The sequence below is a fragment of the Paraperibacillus marinus genome (assembly GCF_046237605.1).
Lineage (GTDB): Bacteria > Bacillota > Bacilli > Bacillales > DSM-1321 > Paraperibacillus > Paraperibacillus marinus.
In genome coordinates this window covers 248,703-266,044 of sequence record NZ_CP143542.1, presented here as the reverse complement: position 1 = coordinate 266,044, position 17,342 = coordinate 248,703, and the positions used below count along the sequence as shown (strand labels likewise).

Genomic DNA, 17,342 nt, shown 5'->3' with positions numbered 1-17,342 from the left:
GTTCCTTCAAAACTAGATAACAAAGGCTGATTCGCATTACGTTTTTCGAGTATAAACAAGATAGGTTAAGTCCTCGATCGATTAGTATCTGTCAGCTCCACGTGTCGCCACGCTTCCACCTCAGACCTATCTACCTGATCATCTTTCAGGGATCTTACTAGCTTGACGCTATGGGAAATCTCATCTTGAGGGGGGCTTCATGCTTAGATGCTTTCAGCACTTATCCCGTCCGCACATAGCTACCCAGCGATGCCTTTGGCAAGACAACTGGTACACCAGCGGTGCGTCCATCCCGGTCCTCTCGTACTAAGGACAGCTCCTCTCAAATTTCCTGCGCCCACGACGGATAGGGACCGAACTGTCTCACGACGTTCTGAACCCAGCTCGCGTACCGCTTTAATGGGCGAACAGCCCAACCCTTGGGACCGACTACAGCCCCAGGATGCGATGAGCCGACATCGAGGTGCCAAACCTCCCCGTCGATGTGGACTCTTGGGGGAGATAAGCCTGTTATCCCCGGGGTAGCTTTTATCCGTTGAGCGATGGCCCTTCCATGCGGAACCACCGGATCACTAAGCCCGACTTTCGTCCCTGCTCGACTTGTAGGTCTCGCAGTCAAGCTCCCTTGTGCCTTTACACTCTGCGAATGATTTCCAACCATTCTGAGGGAACCTTTGGGCGCCTCCGTTACTCTTTAGGAGGCGACCGCCCCAGTCAAACTGCCCGCCTGACACTGTCTCCCGCCCCGATAAGGGGCGCGGGTTAGAATTTCAATACAGCCAGGGTAGTATCCCACCGATGCCTCCACCGAAGCTGGCGCTCCGGCTTCAAAGGCTCCTACCTATCCTGTACAAGCTGTACCAAAATTCAATATCAGGCTGCAGTAAAGCTCCACGGGGTCTTTCCGTCCTGTCGCGGGTAACCTGCATCTTCACAGGTAGTATAATTTCACCGAGTCTCTCGTTGAGACAGTGCCCAGATCGTTACGCCTTTCGTGCGGGTCGGAACTTACCCGACAAGGAATTTCGCTACCTTAGGACCGTTATAGTTACGGCCGCCGTTTACTGGGGCTTCGGTTCAAAGCTTCGCTTACGCTAACCTCTCCCCTTAACCTTCCAGCACCGGGCAGGCGTCAGCCCCTATACTTCGCCTTGCGGCTTCGCAGAGACCTGTGTTTTTGCTAAACAGTCGCCTGGGCCTATTCACTGCGGCTCATCCGGGCTATTCACCCAGATGAGCACCCCTTCTCCCGAAGTTACGGGGTCATTTTGCCGAGTTCCTTAACGAGAGTTCTCTCGCACACCTTAGGATTCTCTCCTCGCCTACCTGTGTCGGTTTGCGGTACGGGCACCCTTCATCTCGCTAGAGGCTTTTCTTGGCAGTGTGGAATCAGGAACTTCGGTACTAAATTTCCCTCGCCATCACAGCTCAGCTTATGTGAAAACGGGATTTGCCTCGTTTTCAGCCTAACTGCTTGGACGCGCTAATCCAACAGCGCGCTTACCCTATCCTACTGCGTCCCCCCATCGCTCAAACGATGAATAGGTGGTACAGGAATATCAACCTGTTGTCCATCGCCTACGCCTTTCGGCCTCGGCTTAGGTCCCGACTAACCCTGAGCGGACGAGCCTTCCTCAGGAAACCTTAGGCATTCGGTGGAAGGGATTCTCACCCTTCTTTCGCTACTCATACCGGCATTCTCACTTCTAAGCGCTCCACCAGTCCTTCCGGTCTGGCTTCTCAGCCCTTAGAACGCTCTCCTACCGCGGACACCCTAGGTGTCCACCCACAGCTTCGGTGATACGTTTAGCCCCGGTACATTTTCGGCGCAGAGTCACTCGACCAGTGAGCTATTACGCACTCTTTAAATGGTGGCTGCTTCTAAGCCAACATCCTGGTTGTCTAAGCAACTCCACATCCTTTTCCACTTAACGTATACTTTGGGACCTTAGCTGGTGGTCTGGGCTGTTTCCCTTTTGACTACGGATCTTATCACTCGCAGTCTGACTCCCAAGGAAAAGTCATTGGCATTCGGAGTTTGACTGAATTCGGTAACCCGAGATGGGCCCCTAGTCCAATCAGTGCTCTACCTCCAAGACTCTTAACACTTGAGGCTAGCCCTAAAGCTATTTCGGAGAGAACCAGCTATCTCCAGGTTCGATTGGAATTTCTCCGCTACCCACACCTCATCCCCGCACTTTTCAACGTGCGTGGGTTCGGGCCTCCATTCAGTGTTACCTGAACTTCACCCTGGACATGGGTAGATCACCTGGTTTCGGGTCTACGACCTCATACTCATTCGCCCTATTCAGACTCGCTTTCGCTGCGGCTCCGTCTCATCAACTTAACCTTGCATGAAATCGTAACTCGCCGGTTCATTCTACAAAAGGCACGCCATCACCCGTTTCCCTAAAAGGGACATAGGGCTCTGACTACTTGTAGGCACACGGTTTCAGGATCTCTTTCACTCCCCTTCCGGGGTGCTTTTCACCTTTCCCTCACGGTACTGGTTCACTATCGGTCACTAGGTAGTATTTAGCCTTGGGAGATGGTCCTCCCTGCTTCCGACGGGATTTCACGTGTCCCGCCGTACTCAGGATCCACTCTGGAGGGAACGAAGTTTCGACTACAGGGTTGTTACCTTCTTCGACGGACCTTTCCATGTCTCTTCGTCTACCCCGTTCCTTTGTAACTCCGTATAGAGTGTCCTACAACCCCGAAAGGCAAGCCTTTCGGTTTGGGCTACATTCCGTTTCGCTCGCCGCTACTTGGGAAATCGCATTTGCTTTCTGTTCCTCCGGGTACTTAGATGTTTCAGTTCCCCGGGTCTGCCTCCATCACCCTATGAATTCAGGTGAAGGTACTGTTCCATTACGAACAGTGGGTTTCCCCATTCGGAAATCTCCGGATCAAAGCTTACTTACAGCTCCCCGAAGCATATCGGTGTTAGTCCCGTCCTTCATCGGCTCCTAGTGCCAAGGCATTCACCGTGCGCCCTTTCTAACTTAACCAATTCGGCTGATGTTCTTTCCCTAAGCCCGAAGGGCTGTCAGGTCTTGAATCATCGACCTATAATAAAACAATAAAACTTAACTCGGTTTATTACTCGATGCGGTAAAATGACGCAAATCATTTTTGCCTTATATTGTTATCTAGTTTTCAAAGAACGATGAAAATAAATGATAAACGTCGCTCTTCTTCGTCAGCTTCACTCATTCACATCCTCATGTACGTGAAGTACACTCCGGTGTTCATTCGTTCGCTTCCTCGAATAGCTCGCTTCTAATTTATTTTTTTGAGAGAATGCTCCCTCAAAACTGAACGAAACAAGATCGCTTTTTCCTTAGAAAGGAGGTGATCCAGCCGCACCTTCCGATACGGCTACCTTGTTACGACTTCACCCCAATCATCTGTCCCACCTTAGGCGGCTGGCTCCATAAAGGTTACCCCACCGACTTCGGGTGTTACAAACTCTCGTGGTGTGACGGGCGGTGTGTACAAGGCCCGGGAACGTATTCACCGCGGCATGCTGATCCGCGATTACTAGCGATTCCGGCTTCATGCAGGCGAGTTGCAGCCTGCAATCCGAACTGAGAATGGCTTTATGGGATTCGCTCGGCCTCGCGGCTTTGCTGCCCTTTGTACCATCCATTGTAGCACGTGTGTAGCCCAGGTCATAAGGGGCATGATGATTTGACGTCATCCCCACCTTCCTCCGGTTTGTCACCGGCAGTCACCTTAGAGTGCCCAACTTAATGCTGGCAACTAAGATCAAGGGTTGCGCTCGTTGCGGGACTTAACCCAACATCTCACGACACGAGCTGACGACAACCATGCACCACCTGTCACTCTGTCCCCCGAAGGGGAACGTCCTATCTCTAGGAGTGGCAGAGGATGTCAAGACCTGGTAAGGTTCTTCGCGTTGCTTCGAATTAAACCACATGCTCCACCGCTTGTGCGGGCCCCCGTCAATTCCTTTGAGTTTCAGCCTTGCGGCCGTACTCCCCAGGCGGAGTGCTTAATGCGTTAGCTGCAGCACTAAAGGGCGGAAACCCTCTAACACTTAGCACTCATCGTTTACGGCGTGGACTACCAGGGTATCTAATCCTGTTCGCTCCCCACGCTTTCGCGCCTCAGCGTCAGTTACAGACCAGAGAGTCGCCTTCGCCACTGGTGTTCCTCCACATCTCTACGCATTTCACCGCTACACGTGGAATTCCACTCTCCTCTTCTGCACTCAAGTCTCCCAGTTTCCAATGACCCTCCACGGTTGAGCCGTGGGCTTTCACATCAGACTTAAAAGACCGCCTGCGCGCGCTTTACGCCCAATAAATCCGGACAACGCTTGCCACCTACGTATTACCGCGGCTGCTGGCACGTAGTTAGCCGTGGCTTTCTGGCCAGGTACCGTCAAGGTGCCATCAGTTACTATGGCACTTGTTCTTCCCTGACAACAGAGTTTTACGATCCGAAAACCTTCTTCACTCACGCGGCGTTGCTCCGTCAGACTTTCGTCCATTGCGGAAGATTCCCTACTGCTGCCTCCCGTAGGAGTCTGGGCCGTGTCTCAGTCCCAGTGTGGCCGATCACCCTCTCAGGTCGGCTACGCATCGTGGCCTTGGTGAGCCGTTACCCCACCAACTAGCTAATGCGCCGCGGGCCCATCCTTGAGTGACAGCCGAAACCGTCTTTCCTCTTTCCCTCATGTGAGGGAAAGACCTATCCGGTATTAGCTCCGGTTTCCCGAAGTTATCCCGATCTCAAGGGCAGGTTGCCCACGTGTTACTCACCCGTCCGCCGCTGACTTCAGGGAGCAAGCTCCCATCCGTCCGCTCGACTTGCATGTATTAGGCACGCCGCCAGCGTTCGTCCTGAGCCAGGATCAAACTCTCCGAAAAGTGTTCGATATAGCTCATAAAGTTTAAAACTTGTTTTTGTTTACTTCCTATAAAATAAGAAGTAACTGGCGTCTTGTTTCGTTCAGTTTTCAAAGAGCATTTTTTAAAAATGGAGCGGGTGATGAGAATCGAACTCACGACATCAGCTTGGAAGGCTGAGGTTTTACCATTAAACTACACCCGCATATTTCATATTGAAGGAAGAATAAGTGACCTGGTCGGGAAGACAGGATTCGAACCTGCGACCCCTTGGTCCCAAACCAAGTGCTCTACCAAGCTGAGCTACTTCCCGTATATATGGCGCGCCCGAAAGGAGTCGAACCCATAACCTTCTGATCCGTAGTCAGACGCTCTATCCAATTGAGCTACGGGCGCATATATCTAATTAAAAAATCAATGGTGCGGCCGAGAGGACTTGAACCTCCACGGGGTTAACCCCCACTAGGCCCTCAACCTAGCGCGTCTGCCATTCCGCCACGACCGCAAAAGCGACATATAATAACTTACCACATTCTATACCACAAAACAACTGGTAATTAATGGTGCGGGTGAAGGGAGTCGAACCCCCACGCCGTAAGGCGCTAGATCCTAAGTCTAGTGCGTCTGCCAATTCCGCCACACCCGCATATTAATTTAAGAAAAAGAATGGTGAGCCATGAAGGATTCGAACCTTCGACCCTCTGATTAAAAGTCAGATGCTCTACCGGCTGAGCTAATGGCTCACATGGCTGGGCTAGCTGGATTCGAACCAACGCATGACGGAGTCAAAGTCCGTTGCCTTACCGCTTGGCTATAGCCCAAAAAACAAATGGCGGTCCCGACGGGAATCGAACCCGCGATCTCCTGCGTGACAGGCAGGCATGTTAACCGCTACACCACGGGACCTTAAAACATAGCACTTCTTCGTCCAAATCCGCTGCTTGCCGGACTTTCAAAAAAAGCAATGACCCCTACGGGATTCGAACCCGTGTTACCGCCGTGAAAGGGCGGTGTCTTAACCGCTTGACCAAGGGGCCTAAATATAAAACTGGCGGAGAAGGAGGGATTTGAACCCTCGCGCCGCTTACGCGACCTACACCCTTAGCAGGGGCGCCTCTTCAGCCTCTTGAGTACTTCCCCACAAAAAAATGGCTCCGCAGGTAGGACTCGAACCTACGACCGTTCGGTTAACAGCCGAATGCTCTACCACTGAGCTACTGCGGAATAATGACATCTATATAGAAATCAATTTCTCACGAAGTGCTTCAAGTTGCTGTTGTCTTATCGACTCTTATGATTATAAACAGTTGTTTGTTTACCGTCAAGAGGTTTTTCAAAAACTTTTTCCGGGTTAACTCAATCTGAAACAGACGGAGCAACGGTATATAAATATATCATGTCTATATCACTGAGTCAAGTCACCCATATATATCAATTTTCCTTTGCATTTACCGCAGACGAATCTTGTGGTATCAACCCTTCTTTTTCTGATATAAATCTGGCCGCAGCCGCTGCACATATATCTCAGCTGCTTCCTTCTCTTTTCTTTCTTTTGCTGGGGAAGGCTCTGGCAAAACCGCGGAGATCCGGTCTCGGACAGCAGCTTCCTGAAATCCTGGTCTCTGTGCTTATATCCCCTGCCCTCCAGATGAAGATGATAATGGCAGAGTTCATGCTTGATGATCCCTGTAAGCTCGCTCTCTCCATACTGTTCATAGTACTTCCTGTTGATCTCTATATTATGGGACTTGAGCAGATACCGTCCCCCTGTAGTCCTGAGCCTGGGATTGAATAGTGCCTTGTGTTTGAATGGTTTTCCAAATACGCTGAGTGACACGGATTCAACCATCCTTTGTAGATCCTGATCATTCATAAAGCCGTAATCCTTTCTTGATAACTGTCGTGGTGCTCTTTATGGAGTCCCTCTGGTAACGTGACAACCCATTTCTACATACACTTAATTAATATCCATAAAATACGGAGGTTTTCAGCATGCCTAAGTGGTTTCAAAATCAAATCAGAAAAGCCTTCTACGAAAAGAACTTCTATCAGGTCAAACTTCTGAATCAGTGCTGGTTTTTTTACAGAAAAAGAGAGGCTGGCCCAGATTGATGAATGGCCAGTTCCCCTCTCCCAGTTAACGGTCCCGCTATTCCGGCTTTAGCATGGATAAAGCGATTCTTTGCTTCTTTGCATCCACTGAATCTACCCATACCGTGACCACATCTCCTACAGAAACAGCATCCATCGGATGTTTGACAAAGCTTCGGCTAAGCTTGGAGATATGCACCAGGCCATCCTGTTTTACACCAATGTCAACAAATGCCCCAAAGTCCACTACATTTCTGATTGTACCTTGAAGCTCCATTCCCGGATGGAGGTCCTCCATCTTCAGGACATCCTGTTTCAATAACGGCTTAGGAAGTTCATCCCTAGGATCTCTACCAGGCTTCTGCAGCGCTTCAACAATATCCTTAAGCGTAATTTCACCTATTCCCAGCTCCGCTGAAATATCTCGATAATCAATCTGGCTTAGTTGCTTTCTGAGCTCCTCACTTCCTATATCACCAGCTGTAAAGCCCATTTTTTTCAGGAGGCTCATGACGGAGGGGTAATTCTCAGGATGAATGGATGTCCTGTCCAAAGGCTGATCGCCATCAGGTATGCGGAGGAATCCGATAGCCTGCTCATATGTTTTGGCACCCATGCGGGGAATTTTCTTCAGGGCGGCCCTCGACTTAAATTTTCCTTCTTCTTCTCTTCTTTTCACGATATTGGAAGCTACGGTCTTTGAAAGTCCGGCTACATATTGCAATATAGCGGCAGAGGCGGTGTTCGCGTTGACTCCAACCTGGTTGACTGCCGTTTCGACTACAAAGGCAAGGGAATCAGTGAGCTTGCGCTGGGAGACGTCATGCTGGTATTGTCCCACGCCTACCGATTTCGGATCAATCTTCACAAGCTCAGCAAGTGGATCCTGAAGCCTTCTAGCAATGGAGACGGCACTTCGCTCTTCCACCTGGTAATCAGGGAATTCTTCCCGGGCTGTGTCAGAAGCCGAATAGACGCTTGCGCCTGCTTCGTTCACAATGAGATAGAATATGGTGTTTTCCATTTCTTTTAAAACATCCACAACAAATTGTTCGGTTTCCCTCGAAGCCGTTCCATTGCCGATGGCGACCACTTCCACTTCATGCCTGCTGAGGACTTCCTTAAGCTTTTTAACCGCCTCTGATTTTTTATTTACAGGTGGATGCGGGTAGATCACGCCGATTTCAAGGACTTTTCCCGTTTCATCCACAACAGCCAGCTTACAGCCTGTACGAAAGGCAGGATCCACTCCGAGTACTGTCTTCCCTTTAAGGGGCGGCTGCAGCAGCAGATTTCGCAAATTTTCTGAAAAGATGTGGATAGCCCGGTCCTCGGCCTTCTCGGTCAATTCTTTCCTGATTTCTCTCTCGATGGATGGCTGGATGAGCCTCTTGTAAGCATCCTCGGCAGCTTCCTTCAGCAGCGGAGCACTGGCGGCATGAACCTTTTTAATAAACTTGTTTTCCATGTATCTTAAGATGGCATCGGCATTTGCACGAACAGCAATTCTCAGGATGCCTTCCTTCTCTCCCCGGTTCAGAGCCAGGATCCGGTGAGGGGCAGCCTTAGACACAGCCTCCTCATATTCATAATACATTTCATAAACTTTCTTATCGTCCTTTTCCTCGTCCTTGACAATGGATTCAAGCTTTCCGTTTTTAAAGGTGAATGATCTTATCCACTTTCTCAGCTCCGCATCGTCTGAAATTTGTTCAGCGATGATATCCCGCGCCCCCTCTAAGGCCATTTCGACTGATGTTACTTCTTCTGAAGTAAATTCGGCTGCCTTTTCTTCCAGGCTGGAGGAAACAGGTTCAGTCAGAAGCCAATCTGCCAGAGGCTGGAGGCCCCTCTCTTTTGCGATTGTCGCTTTTGTCCTGCGCTTTTGCTTGAACGGCCGGTAGAGATCCTCAATTTCCTGAAGCTTCACGGCACTTTCTATCTGCTTTCTCAGTTCAGGGGTAAGCTTGCCCTGCTCTTCAATAGCCCGCAGAACCTCTTCCTTTCGGGCACCCAGGTTTTCAAGGTAGCTCCACCGTGTCTGGATATCCCTTATCTGCACCTCATCCAGTGATCCGGTCATTTCTTTCCGGTACCTGGCGATAAACGGTACGGTATTGCCTTCTATGAGCAGGCTGATAACCTGCTGGACCTGCTTTTTTGAAAATTTCAATTCTAATGAAATCTGGCTGATCATGCCGGTTAATTTTTCATCCATATGGCTTTGTAACCCTCCAAACTATAATCCTGTCTTCTGTTACATAGTAACAAATTGCTCCGGGGTTCGCGAATCTCGATTTTTAATCAATCGTTTGATTAAAATGAGCCACAGGCATCTGCCGTGGCTCATTCCAGAATCATTTCTCCCAATTCTCCTTGATGAAGGAATCGCGTCCTGATTCAATTCGTTCCTCTTTGTATTTTTCAGGATTCTTTTTATAAAAGTCCTGATGATAATCTTCTGCAGGATAAAACACTGAGGCAGGAAGAATCTCGGTCACAATAGGCTTACTGAAACGCCCGCTGCCGGCAACTTCCTGCTTTGAAGCTTCCGCTTCTTCCTTTTGCCCGGCTGAATGATAGAACACAGCCGTCCGGTACTGGCTGCCCCTGTCAAAGAACTGTCCACCATCATCTGTAGGGTCGATTTGCGGCCAGTACAAGTCAAGCAGCTGCTTATAAGGAAACAGATCCGGATCAAAGGTGATTTGAACCACTTCAAAATGACCGGTAGTGCCTGTTTTAACTTGCTCGTATGTAGGATCATCAACCGATCCCCCCATGTAGCCGGAGACGATCCCGTGGATCCCTGGCAATTCGTCAAATGGTTTTACCATGCACCAGAAACAGCCTCCTGCAAAGGTGGCAAGCTCCCTTCTTTGTGTCATTATACATTCCGCCTTTCCTTATCATCGTTGATTCATTATAAACCGAAGCCGGCAAAATGAAAAAAGAAATATCCTGCTTCGGCAGGAAAAACAAAAAGCTTACTTTAATGTCATTAAAGTAAGCTTCCCAGTAAAAAGGTTGTGTCATCTGAATAGGCACTGTTTTCCTCAAGCAGCAGTCTTGCGGTCTGCTGAAGCGGGACGTGAGATTTGAGGACCCTTTTCGCCCCGACCATCTGCAGGCCATCCGAATGAAGGATGAAATTGGACTGAGGTTCATATTTAAAAAATTGAGTATGATACCGCTGGGTCCTTCCTGATAGATATCCCGTAACAGGAAGAGGATAAAGCAGTTTGCCATCCGGCAGGCAGCAGAAGAATCTGATGTTGCCGACTGAACTGTAAACAAACTCATGCGTTCTGAAGTCTGCCTTAAGAATGGATACGGCAGCCCCTCTTTTATTGACGAGGACTTCATTGCAGAGCTTCATCAGTGACTCTACATCCAAATGAGGGTTGTCCTTCACTACATCCACAACGGCCGAAGACGATTCGTAGGCAAACTGGCCGCTGCCGAGGCCGTCAGCCAGCACACAGATAAAATAATCATCGGTGACCGTATAATAATAACTGTCCCCGCAATAGGGCATATCATTTTTTGATGACTGTGAGATAAGAAGCTCCAGATGCTGTTCCTTTATGTGGGTTTGGATCATTTGGCATACTCCGAATTAATTTCGGCGTTAATGGCCTCCTGAAGCTTCTTGATAGCACGCCGCTGGAGACGGGAGACATGCATCTGGGAAATCCCCAGCTGCTCTCCGGCTTCCTTCTGGCTCAGATTCTCCAGATACGTATATTGAATGATCTTCTTTTCCCGGTCAGTCAATACATGCAGGACGCGTTCAAGCACAAGCCGCTGATTCACCTTTTCGAATCCTTCGTCCACATTGCCGAAGATATCAAGTAAGGTAACCGTTCCGCCATCTGAATCAGCCTCGATGGAATGGTCGATTGACAACGCCTGATAGCTCTTGCCCATCTCCATCGCTTCGAGCACTTCTTCCTCCGAAACCTCTAGATAAGAAGCAATTTCATCAATCTTAGGCGACCGGTGTAATTCCGTAGTCAATTCTTCGACCGTAACCTTTATCTTCGGGCCAAGCTCCTTGATCCGGCGCGGAACATGTACACTCCACGTCTTATCGCGCAGGAACCTCTTTATTTCCCCGATGATGGTTGGTACGGCAAATGCTTCAAAGCTCTTGCCGAAGGTTTCATCATACCTTCTGATTGCACCCAGAAGTCCGATCATCCCAACCTGGATAATGTCTTCATGGTAGGACTTCCCTTTGGAATACTTCCTTGCAATCGTCTCCACCAGGCCTTGATAGTGAAGCACAAGCGAGTTCTGGGCCTCTTCGTCCTGGTGCAGCTGATACTGCTTGATCCAATTATTTACTTTCTCCTTGGCCTGGTTAGGTTGAGATTCTTTCTGCATCACTCTCCACCTGCTCTCCTACTAAAAACTTAGTCATGAACACAGTTACACCTTCATGCTGATGTATTTTCACATCGTCCATGAGGGACTCAATGAGGTATAAGCCTAAGCCTCCTTCTCTAAGAAGTTCCACGTTCTGGTCTGCACCATACGGGCCTAGGCCTTTCCGTACCTCTTCAAAATCACAGCTGTGTCCATTGTCGGCAACCATAACCTCCAGGCGGTCCTCATACAAACCAAAGCCAATCTTGACTTCGCCCTTTTCGTTGTCCTTATATGCATGCTGGACGGCATTGGTGCAGGCTTCACTGGTAGCAATCTTCAGATCCTCAATATCTTCGTATGCAAATCCCATCCTGCTCGCAATACCTGAAAGGGTAAGACGGATAACGCCGATGAATTCTGGTTTTGCAGGGAATTTCATTTCTATATAATCAAATGTTTCTGTCATAGTACTCCACCCTCAGTATTACTATTAATATCGATGATATCAGCAAGTCCTGTGATATCGAATAAACGGCGAAGGCGATCTGATAATCCCACTAAATAGAATTCACCGTTATGGGCACGAACGCTTTTGAATAATCCTACAAATACGCCGAGGCCCGTGCTGTCCATGTAAGATACATCGGAAAGGTCGACGATCATGTGAACATTTTCCTGTTCCGATATAGGGAAAAGGGTCTCCCTCACCTTTGGAGCGGTATAGGCATCGATCTCGCCTTTAATTTTTACTTTCGCTTTTGAATCTATATCTTTCACATCAATAACAATATTCATTGAACTGACCCACCTTCTTCTTTTCGAATTGCACTCAATATTTACCCTTTACAGTCTTACCTTAAACATTTCTTTTGAGAATAATCAGTGTAAAATCATCCCTTAACTGGAAATGCTGCATTTTCTCTAACTGTTTATAAATATTGTTAACCATTTCCTGTGCGCTCAGGTGCATATTCTTCTGGATGAATTCAATAAGCGTCCCCCGCTCAATGAAACCCTCGCTCGTGCGGCACTCTGTCACGCCGTCTGACATCAATACGATCATGTCTCCGGGTCCAACCTGTTTTTCATACTGCTCATATTGCGTCTTCTTCTCCACTCCAAGGAGAAGGCCCTTTGCCGTCAGGTCCGAAAACGTCCCAGTCTCTGCATCATAATAGAAACCCGGTTCATGGCCGGCAGATGCGTAAGAAAACGTATGGGACGCCGGGTTGTAGAGGCCATAAAACATCGTGATGAACATGCTTGGGTCGACGTTCCTCTCCACCACACGATTCAGGCTTTCAAGCACGCTCTTCGGAAAATGGCGGTGATCCGGAAGGCTGTCCATCGCATATTTGATCATGGACATACAGAGCGCGGCAGGGATACCCTTGCCGATTACGTCTGCAATCCCTACCCCTACACACTGGTTCTCATCCTGAATGAAGTGGAAGTAATCTCCGTTCATATGCCTCGCCGGCACGCTGATGGCCCCGATCTCGAGACCTTCCAGGTCCGGTATGTCTGTACCGAGGAGGGTATGCTGGACATTTGCGGCAATCTCCATCTCCGATTTCAGCTCCTGCTGCAGATGCTTCAGGTTCTGGTGTTCCCGGTAGGCAATTCCATAACCCATCATCACCTCTAGAAGGAAGTCGAGCGAATGCACAACTTCCTCAGGGAGATCCTCATAAGCTTCCATCAGCGTACTTTTATGGAAGCTTATGATCTCTTCCGGCGATATTTTATGTTCTATCGTTTTGCGGCTGTACTTCTGCCCTTGGTAAAGAGCCTGTTCGGATTGCTCTTTCAGGTAATTGAACAGCGCCTCCCGATATTTTTCTTCAAGATTCTCTCTAGATTCCATGCTGGTCCCCCCTAGCGGAGCCATTTCGTAGCGCGGATTTCAGTGCCCTTTCCCACATTAGTATCCAGGTCAAATTCATCCATCAGCCTCTTTACACCAGGCAGACCCGCTCCTAGTCCCCCTGAAGTTGAAAATCCATCTTCCATTACTTTGCGGACATCAGGTATGCCCGGCCCTTCATCAGAAGCGATAATCAGGACCCCTGACCTGCCGGACTCATAAAGCTTTTCAATGCATACTTTTCCCTGACCCGCATATAAATAAATATTTCTGGCAAGCTCACTTATTGCGGTTGTGATTCTTGCCTGGTCCACTGTGCCGAATCCCAGCTCTTTGGCAACATTCCTGCCAAGCTGCCGGGCAGCGACAATGTCCCACTCGTTAATAATGTTTACGCAGGATTGGAATTCCATGTGTTAGTCCCCCAATTCCTGTTGTAATTTCTCCAAACCTTTTTCTAAATCCAAGGCTGTCAGAACATCATCCAGTACGATGCCGAGTTCAATCAAGGTGATTGCAACTGCCGGCTGTATCCCGGTGATGACTACCTTAGCACCCATAAGTTTAGACATGCTTACAACATCACCGAGAACTTTTGCTATGAATGAATCTATAAAGTCGATGGATGTTATATCAATAACCACTCCATTTGCACTTGTTTCATGAATTTTCTCCAGCAGGTCCTCCTGAAACTGAAGGGCCGTCGCATCATCCAATTCCCACTGAATGGAAACCAGCAGACAGTCATAAAGCTTTAAAATGGGGATCCTCATTCCATTTCTTCCTCCATCTCAACTAATTTGCGGTTTGTAATTTCAAGGGCTGCTTCAATTCCCTTCTGCAGAGAGCTCTTAGTAGCAAACTCACTAAGATTGATTCCAAGGTTGACGATCGTCTGGGCAATCTCAGGCCGAATGCCGCAGAGCATGCAGTGTGCACCCACCAGCCGTACAGCCTCGGCTGCCTGGATGATGTGATGCGCGACCATCGTGTCCACTACGGGAACTCCTGTTATATCAATAAGGACTACTTCAGAGCGGTGCTTTACTACACCCTCAAGAAGGTTTTCCATGATTTGCTTCGCTCTTTCGGTGTCTATAGTGCCGACAAGGGGCATGACCGTGATCCTATCTAGGACAGGGATTAAGGGAGCAGATAATTCTTGAAGGGCTATTTTTTGAAGGGATACGGTTTTTTCCCAAGTTTGTGAATACATATTTACAATTTCATTATTCATTGGGGTCATAAAGGAATCAAAATCATAAACGATCGACATCTGGTTTTCCTTCGTTACAATCCCGTCCTCCACCATGCCCTGGAAGGTGATTTTGGAGAATTCGCGCAGGCCTTCGTTAACAAAGGTCAGCGGCCACCCCAGCCTGACTACTTTTTCGGCAAAATCCGTAAGCCGGCTGATGAATTCCTCATGATTATCCGTAAGCCGGGTGATGATCATTTCGATAAACTCCTGGCTTGTCCGGGAAAACATCTCATCTGAAACCGCATTGATCAGCTTATAATCCGCCTTGCTCTTTGTAGTCGCAACCCACTTTTCTAAAATCTTTTCCCTGTTATTCTTAATATACTTATATATCAGCTCGTTCATAATACCCTCCTATTTTAACATACCCGAGTAGGACCCATTCCCTTAATAAGCAAGTTGTTAAGAGAATGTCATGTACTGTTTATAATTCGGGCATGATTTGACTGCCGCAGAAAACCGAAGCGAAAAAAATGCGCTTGACAGCTTTCACCCTCTACTATCTCACTATAAGGTTTTGCCCTCAATTACGTCAAATAATTGAGGGCCTCCTGCAGTGTGGCTGTTCCTGCCGCGAGAGATGCACCACTGATATTATTTCCACATTTCCGCCGATATGCCTGCATACTCTGAAGAAAAATAATCGAGCGTTTTCCGGACCTGCCGCGGAGAGCGCGCAGGACTTCCAGACATGGTTCTATATATAAAAAAAAACGCCTTGTCTCAAAGCGTTTTTTCTTATCGGCAATGCTATATTCTTTTAAAACTCTATAAGCCCCAAGCTGATCTGTAATGCGTCATCTACTTTTTTCATCATTTCATCATCAAGATGAGTGATCTTATCAGTTAAGCGCTGCTTGTCGATGGTGCGTATCTGCTCCAATAGTATAACGGAATCTCGTTCAAAACCGTAGCGCTTCGCGTTAATTTCAACATGCGTGGGCAGCTTGGCTTTTTGGATTTGGGCAGTAATCGCCGCCACAATCACAGTAGGGCTGAAGCGATTGCCAATATCGTTCTGTATGACCAATACCGGGCGGGTCCCTCCCTGCTCGGAGCCGACCACCGGTGAAAGATCGGCGAAGTATACGTCACCACGCTTAACTACAATCAAAGGCTTAACCTCCGCTTACTAAACGTTCCACACAATGGTCAGCCTCATACTCTGCAAGAAAAGCCTCGGATGCGATTGATAAATTAATGACTGCCATTTCGATATAGCCACGTTTCATAGATTCGCGAAATTCTCTTTTTTTACGTTCGCGAAGATACATTTCGGTCGCACGATAGATAAATTCGCTGCGATTGACATTTTCCTCTTTTACATACCCATCTAACTCAGATAAAAGATTTTGAGGTAATCGAACTAATATCTCTCTTGTTGCGCTGGATTCAGACACAAACAACACCTCCACCATCACTACACACCTTATATCTTCCCTTTACCATATTACCATTATTGTGTATATATGCAAAGGGCAGACCTAAATCTTTATTCTATTATCTACATAAAAAGCAGCCTTTTATGCAAGTACTACCGATTTTACTAAAATTCAGGGCTTTTATAAAGGCTATTCTAACAAGGAATTATTGGTAATATGCGTTTTTCCGTATTTCTTATACACCCGCGGCATCCGCCAGGCAACGAGGCAGGCAGCTTCATAGTTAATGGTATCCAGCTTTACGGCTATCTCATCCAGGGAAATGAACTCATCCCCATCCCTGCCGACAAGGGTTACTTCCGTGCCGATATCCACCTTTTCGGGAAGCCTGATCATGCACTGGTCCATACAGATTCGTCCGACAATCGGGACCCTTTTTCCCTGAACGAGAACCTCCTGCCCCTGAAGCTTTCGCAGGAAGCCGTCGGCATATCCAACGGGCAGAGCCGCTATCCATTCATCCTCCTGCAGTGTATAGGCCCCGCCATAGCTGATTCTGTCACCTTTGGATAACTTCTTGATGGATACAACTTTTGTTTTAAGCGACATGGCCTGATGGAGTTCAAACGGCAGATGCGGCTTGATTTCTTCGGAGGGAGAAAGGCCGTACATGGCAATCCCAAGCCTTGCTGCATTGAACTGGCTGTCCTTGAACCTGAGCGTTGCAGCACTGTTGCTTGCATGGATGAGCCTTGGCCTCTCTGCCAAAGCCTCCAGGAATTCAGTGAATCTCTTTAACTGCAGTTCATAATAGCTGCTGTCTTCTTCATCTGCAGCGGCAAAATGGGTGAAAATTCCCTCAAAGTCATAAAGATCAAAACTGGTTATCAACCGCTCGGCTTTCTGCAGTTCCTCAGCGGACGTAAAACCAAGCCGTCCCATCCCTGTATCGCATTTGAGGTGAAGCTTGACCGCCTGGTCTCCAGTCATGCTTTTTCGCGCTTCCTGAAGATATTCCAGATTGAATACGGTCAGTGAAATGTCATAATTCGCAGCAACCTGTACATCCTCCGGCCTGGATGCCCCGAGCACAAGGATCGGACAGCTGAATCCCTTATTCCTGAGATATACAGCTTCATCCAGGAAGGCCGCCGCCAGGGCATTTGCTCCTGCCTCAAGAGCCGTCCTGGCTGTTTCTTCATAGCCATGGCCGTATGCGTTCGCCTTTACCACAGCATATAGGGTAACATGCGCAGGAAGGTGTTTCTTCACATTCTTCACATTGTTATATATATGATCGAGATTAATTTCAGCCCAGGTATCCCGGTAAAAGCTGGTAGTTTCCACTGATGACCCGCCCTTTATCATGGTTTGATTTTTTATCCTCTTAATTATTGCGGTTAATGAGTTCCAGGTCAAATGGTCCCCCTTCACCTACGCATACGGCGGGAATTATTGCTAAAAAAAAGGCCCTGCCGGCAGCAGCAGGG

15 protein-coding genes, 11 tRNA genes and 2 rRNA genes are annotated in these 17,342 nt (G+C 48.2%); 1 reads left to right on the top strand and 27 read right to left on the bottom strand.

The window, feature by feature from the left end:
• Positions 1 to 61: 61 nt before the first annotated feature.
• The 14 genes from V1498_RS01495 to V1498_RS01430 form a co-directional block, all read right to left on the bottom strand.
• Positions 62 to 3,011: ribosomal RNA gene (locus V1498_RS01495) — 23S ribosomal RNA — on the bottom strand.
• Between the two features lie 336 nt (positions 3,012 to 3,347).
• Positions 3,348 to 4,898 (bottom strand): 16S ribosomal RNA (locus tag V1498_RS01490).
• Together the 16S and 23S rRNA genes with 11 tRNA genes alongside form the textbook arrangement of a ribosomal RNA operon.
• A 110-nt stretch (positions 4,899 to 5,008) precedes the next feature.
• Positions 5,009 to 5,082 (bottom strand) — tRNA-Gly (locus V1498_RS01485).
• 31 nt (positions 5,083 to 5,113) lie between these two features.
• Positions 5,114 to 5,190: transfer RNA gene (locus tag V1498_RS01480), tRNA-Pro, on the bottom strand.
• A gap of 6 nt (positions 5,191 to 5,196) precedes the next feature.
• A tRNA-Arg gene (locus V1498_RS01475) sits at positions 5,197 to 5,273 on the bottom strand.
• 22 nt (positions 5,274 to 5,295) lie between these two features.
• A tRNA-Leu gene (locus tag V1498_RS01470) sits at positions 5,296 to 5,382 on the bottom strand.
• Positions 5,383 to 5,438: 56 nt separating this feature from the next.
• Positions 5,439 to 5,523, bottom strand: a tRNA-Leu gene (locus tag V1498_RS01465).
• A 21-nt stretch (positions 5,524 to 5,544) separates the two neighbouring features.
• A tRNA-Lys gene (locus V1498_RS01460) sits at positions 5,545 to 5,620 on the bottom strand.
• Positions 5,621 to 5,623: 3 nt separating this feature from the next.
• A tRNA-Gln gene (locus tag V1498_RS01455) sits at positions 5,624 to 5,698 on the bottom strand.
• A gap of 9 nt (positions 5,699 to 5,707) precedes the next feature.
• Positions 5,708 to 5,783, bottom strand: a tRNA-Asp gene (locus V1498_RS01450).
• A 59-nt stretch (positions 5,784 to 5,842) separates the two neighbouring features.
• A tRNA-Glu gene (locus tag V1498_RS01445) sits at positions 5,843 to 5,914 on the bottom strand.
• A 12-nt stretch (positions 5,915 to 5,926) separates the two neighbouring features.
• A tRNA-Ser gene (locus tag V1498_RS01440) sits at positions 5,927 to 6,017 on the bottom strand.
• A gap of 9 nt (positions 6,018 to 6,026) precedes the next feature.
• Positions 6,027 to 6,101, bottom strand: a tRNA-Asn gene (locus V1498_RS01435).
• A gap of 181 nt (positions 6,102 to 6,282) precedes the next feature.
• Positions 6,283 to 6,750 carry a SprT family protein gene (locus tag V1498_RS01430; protein WP_409296570.1) on the bottom strand — a complete coding sequence of 156 codons (468 nt, stop codon included), beginning with the start codon at positions 6,748 to 6,750 and terminating at the stop codon, positions 6,283 to 6,285.
• Positions 6,751 to 6,869: 119 nt separating this feature from the next.
• Here V1498_RS01430 and cmpA point away from each other — a divergent pair, with 119 nt between their 5' ends.
• Positions 6,870 to 6,989, top strand: coding sequence for a cortex morphogenetic protein CmpA (cmpA, locus tag V1498_RS01425; RefSeq protein ID WP_409296569.1), 120 nt, complete (start codon positions 6,870 to 6,872; stop codon positions 6,987 to 6,989).
• Positions 6,990 to 7,026: 37 nt separating this feature from the next.
• Here cmpA and V1498_RS01420 read toward each other — a convergent pair whose 3' ends face one another.
• The 13 genes from V1498_RS01420 to alr all read right to left on the bottom strand — a co-directional run bounded on the left by V1498_RS01420 (position 7,027) and on the right by alr (position 17,220).
• Positions 7,027 to 9,186: a Tex family protein gene (locus V1498_RS01420; RefSeq protein ID WP_409296568.1), complete on the bottom strand. Its 2,160-nt coding sequence runs from the start codon at positions 9,184 to 9,186 to the stop codon at positions 7,027 to 7,029.
• A gap of 139 nt (positions 9,187 to 9,325) precedes the next feature.
• Positions 9,326 to 9,856, bottom strand: coding sequence for a peptide-methionine (S)-S-oxide reductase MsrA (gene msrA / locus V1498_RS01415; protein WP_409296567.1), 531 nt, complete (start codon positions 9,854 to 9,856; stop codon positions 9,326 to 9,328).
• Between the two features lie 113 nt (positions 9,857 to 9,969).
• Positions 9,970 to 10,572, bottom strand: coding sequence for a PP2C family serine/threonine-protein phosphatase (locus V1498_RS01410; RefSeq protein ID WP_409296566.1), 603 nt, complete (start codon positions 10,570 to 10,572; stop codon positions 9,970 to 9,972).
• Entirely contained in the window at positions 10,569 to 11,357 is a 789-nt protein-coding gene (gene sigB / locus V1498_RS01405; protein ID WP_409296565.1) for an RNA polymerase sigma factor SigB, read from the bottom strand. The genes V1498_RS01410 and sigB overlap by 4 nt, the downstream gene beginning before the upstream one ends.
• The gene (gene rsbW, locus V1498_RS01400) at positions 11,335 to 11,808 is read right to left on the bottom strand and encodes an anti-sigma B factor RsbW (protein ID WP_409296564.1); all 474 of its coding nucleotides are present in this window, start codon (positions 11,806 to 11,808) and stop codon (positions 11,335 to 11,337) included. The genes sigB and rsbW overlap by 23 nt, the downstream gene beginning before the upstream one ends.
• Positions 11,805 to 12,137: an anti-sigma factor antagonist gene (locus tag V1498_RS01395; RefSeq protein ID WP_409296563.1), complete on the bottom strand. Its 333-nt coding sequence runs from the start codon at positions 12,135 to 12,137 to the stop codon at positions 11,805 to 11,807. Before V1498_RS01395 ends, rsbW begins: the two co-directional genes overlap by 4 nt.
• A gap of 61 nt (positions 12,138 to 12,198) precedes the next feature.
• On the bottom strand, positions 12,199 to 13,209 hold the full coding sequence (locus V1498_RS01390) for a PP2C family protein-serine/threonine phosphatase (RefSeq protein WP_409296562.1): 1,011 nt from the start codon (positions 13,207 to 13,209) through the stop codon (positions 12,199 to 12,201).
• An 11-nt stretch (positions 13,210 to 13,220) separates the two neighbouring features.
• Positions 13,221 to 13,622 carry an anti-sigma regulatory factor gene (locus V1498_RS01385; protein ID WP_409296561.1) on the bottom strand — a complete coding sequence of 134 codons (402 nt, stop codon included), beginning with the start codon at positions 13,620 to 13,622 and terminating at the stop codon, positions 13,221 to 13,223.
• Between the two features lie 3 nt (positions 13,623 to 13,625).
• Complete coding sequence (locus V1498_RS01380; protein ID WP_409291097.1) at positions 13,626 to 13,982, bottom strand: STAS domain-containing protein; 357 nt, start codon at positions 13,980 to 13,982, stop codon at positions 13,626 to 13,628.
• Positions 13,979 to 14,815 carry an RsbT co-antagonist protein RsbRA gene (locus tag V1498_RS01375; protein ID WP_409296560.1) on the bottom strand — a complete coding sequence of 279 codons (837 nt, stop codon included), beginning with the start codon at positions 14,813 to 14,815 and terminating at the stop codon, positions 13,979 to 13,981. The genes V1498_RS01380 and V1498_RS01375 overlap by 4 nt, the downstream gene beginning before the upstream one ends.
• A 415-nt stretch (positions 14,816 to 15,230) precedes the next feature.
• On the bottom strand, positions 15,231 to 15,581 hold the full coding sequence (locus V1498_RS01370; protein WP_409293196.1) for a type II toxin-antitoxin system PemK/MazF family toxin: 351 nt from the start codon (positions 15,579 to 15,581) through the stop codon (positions 15,231 to 15,233).
• Between the two features lie 7 nt (positions 15,582 to 15,588).
• Complete coding sequence (locus V1498_RS01365) at positions 15,589 to 15,870, bottom strand: CopG family ribbon-helix-helix protein (protein ID WP_026692981.1); 282 nt, start codon at positions 15,868 to 15,870, stop codon at positions 15,589 to 15,591.
• A 171-nt stretch (positions 15,871 to 16,041) separates the two neighbouring features.
• Positions 16,042 to 17,220, bottom strand: a complete 1,179-nt coding sequence (gene alr, locus V1498_RS01360) for an alanine racemase (protein WP_409299090.1) — start codon at positions 17,218 to 17,220, stop codon at positions 16,042 to 16,044.
• Positions 17,221 to 17,342: the final 122 nt, after the last annotated feature.

Coding starts and splice junctions, on each gene's coding strand:
- sigB (WP_409296565.1), bottom strand. CDS start 11,357: ATGCAGAAAGAATCTCAACCTAACCAGGCCAAGGAGAAAGTAAATAAT.
- V1498_RS01390 (WP_409296562.1), bottom strand. CDS start 13,209: ATGGAATCTAGAGAGAATCTTGAAGAAAAATATCGGGAGGCGCTGTTC.
- V1498_RS01395 (WP_409296563.1), bottom strand. CDS start 12,137: ATGAATATTGTTATTGATGTGAAAGATATAGATTCAAAAGCGAAAGTA.
- V1498_RS01375 (WP_409296560.1), bottom strand. CDS start 14,815: ATGAACGAGCTGATATATAAGTATATTAAGAATAACAGGGAAAAGATT.
- V1498_RS01430 (WP_409296570.1), bottom strand. CDS start 6,750: ATGAATGATCAGGATCTACAAAGGATGGTTGAATCCGTGTCACTCAGC.
- cmpA (WP_409296569.1), top strand. CDS start 6,870: ATGCCTAAGTGGTTTCAAAATCAAATCAGAAAAGCCTTCTACGAAAAG.
- V1498_RS01410 (WP_409296566.1), bottom strand. CDS start 10,572: ATGATCCAAACCCACATAAAGGAACAGCATCTGGAGCTTCTTATCTCA.
- V1498_RS01385 (WP_409296561.1), bottom strand. CDS start 13,622: ATGGAATTCCAATCCTGCGTAAACATTATTAACGAGTGGGACATTGTC.
- msrA (WP_409296567.1), bottom strand. CDS start 9,856: ATGACACAAAGAAGGGAGCTTGCCACCTTTGCAGGAGGCTGTTTCTGG.
- alr (WP_409299090.1), bottom strand. CDS start 17,220: ATGATAAAGGGCGGGTCATCAGTGGAAACTACCAGCTTTTACCGGGAT.
- rsbW (WP_409296564.1), bottom strand. CDS start 11,808: ATGACAGAAACATTTGATTATATAGAAATGAAATTCCCTGCAAAACCA.
- V1498_RS01380 (WP_409291097.1), bottom strand. CDS start 13,982: ATGAGGATCCCCATTTTAAAGCTTTATGACTGTCTGCTGGTTTCCATT.
- V1498_RS01420 (WP_409296568.1), bottom strand. CDS start 9,186: ATGGATGAAAAATTAACCGGCATGATCAGCCAGATTTCATTAGAATTG.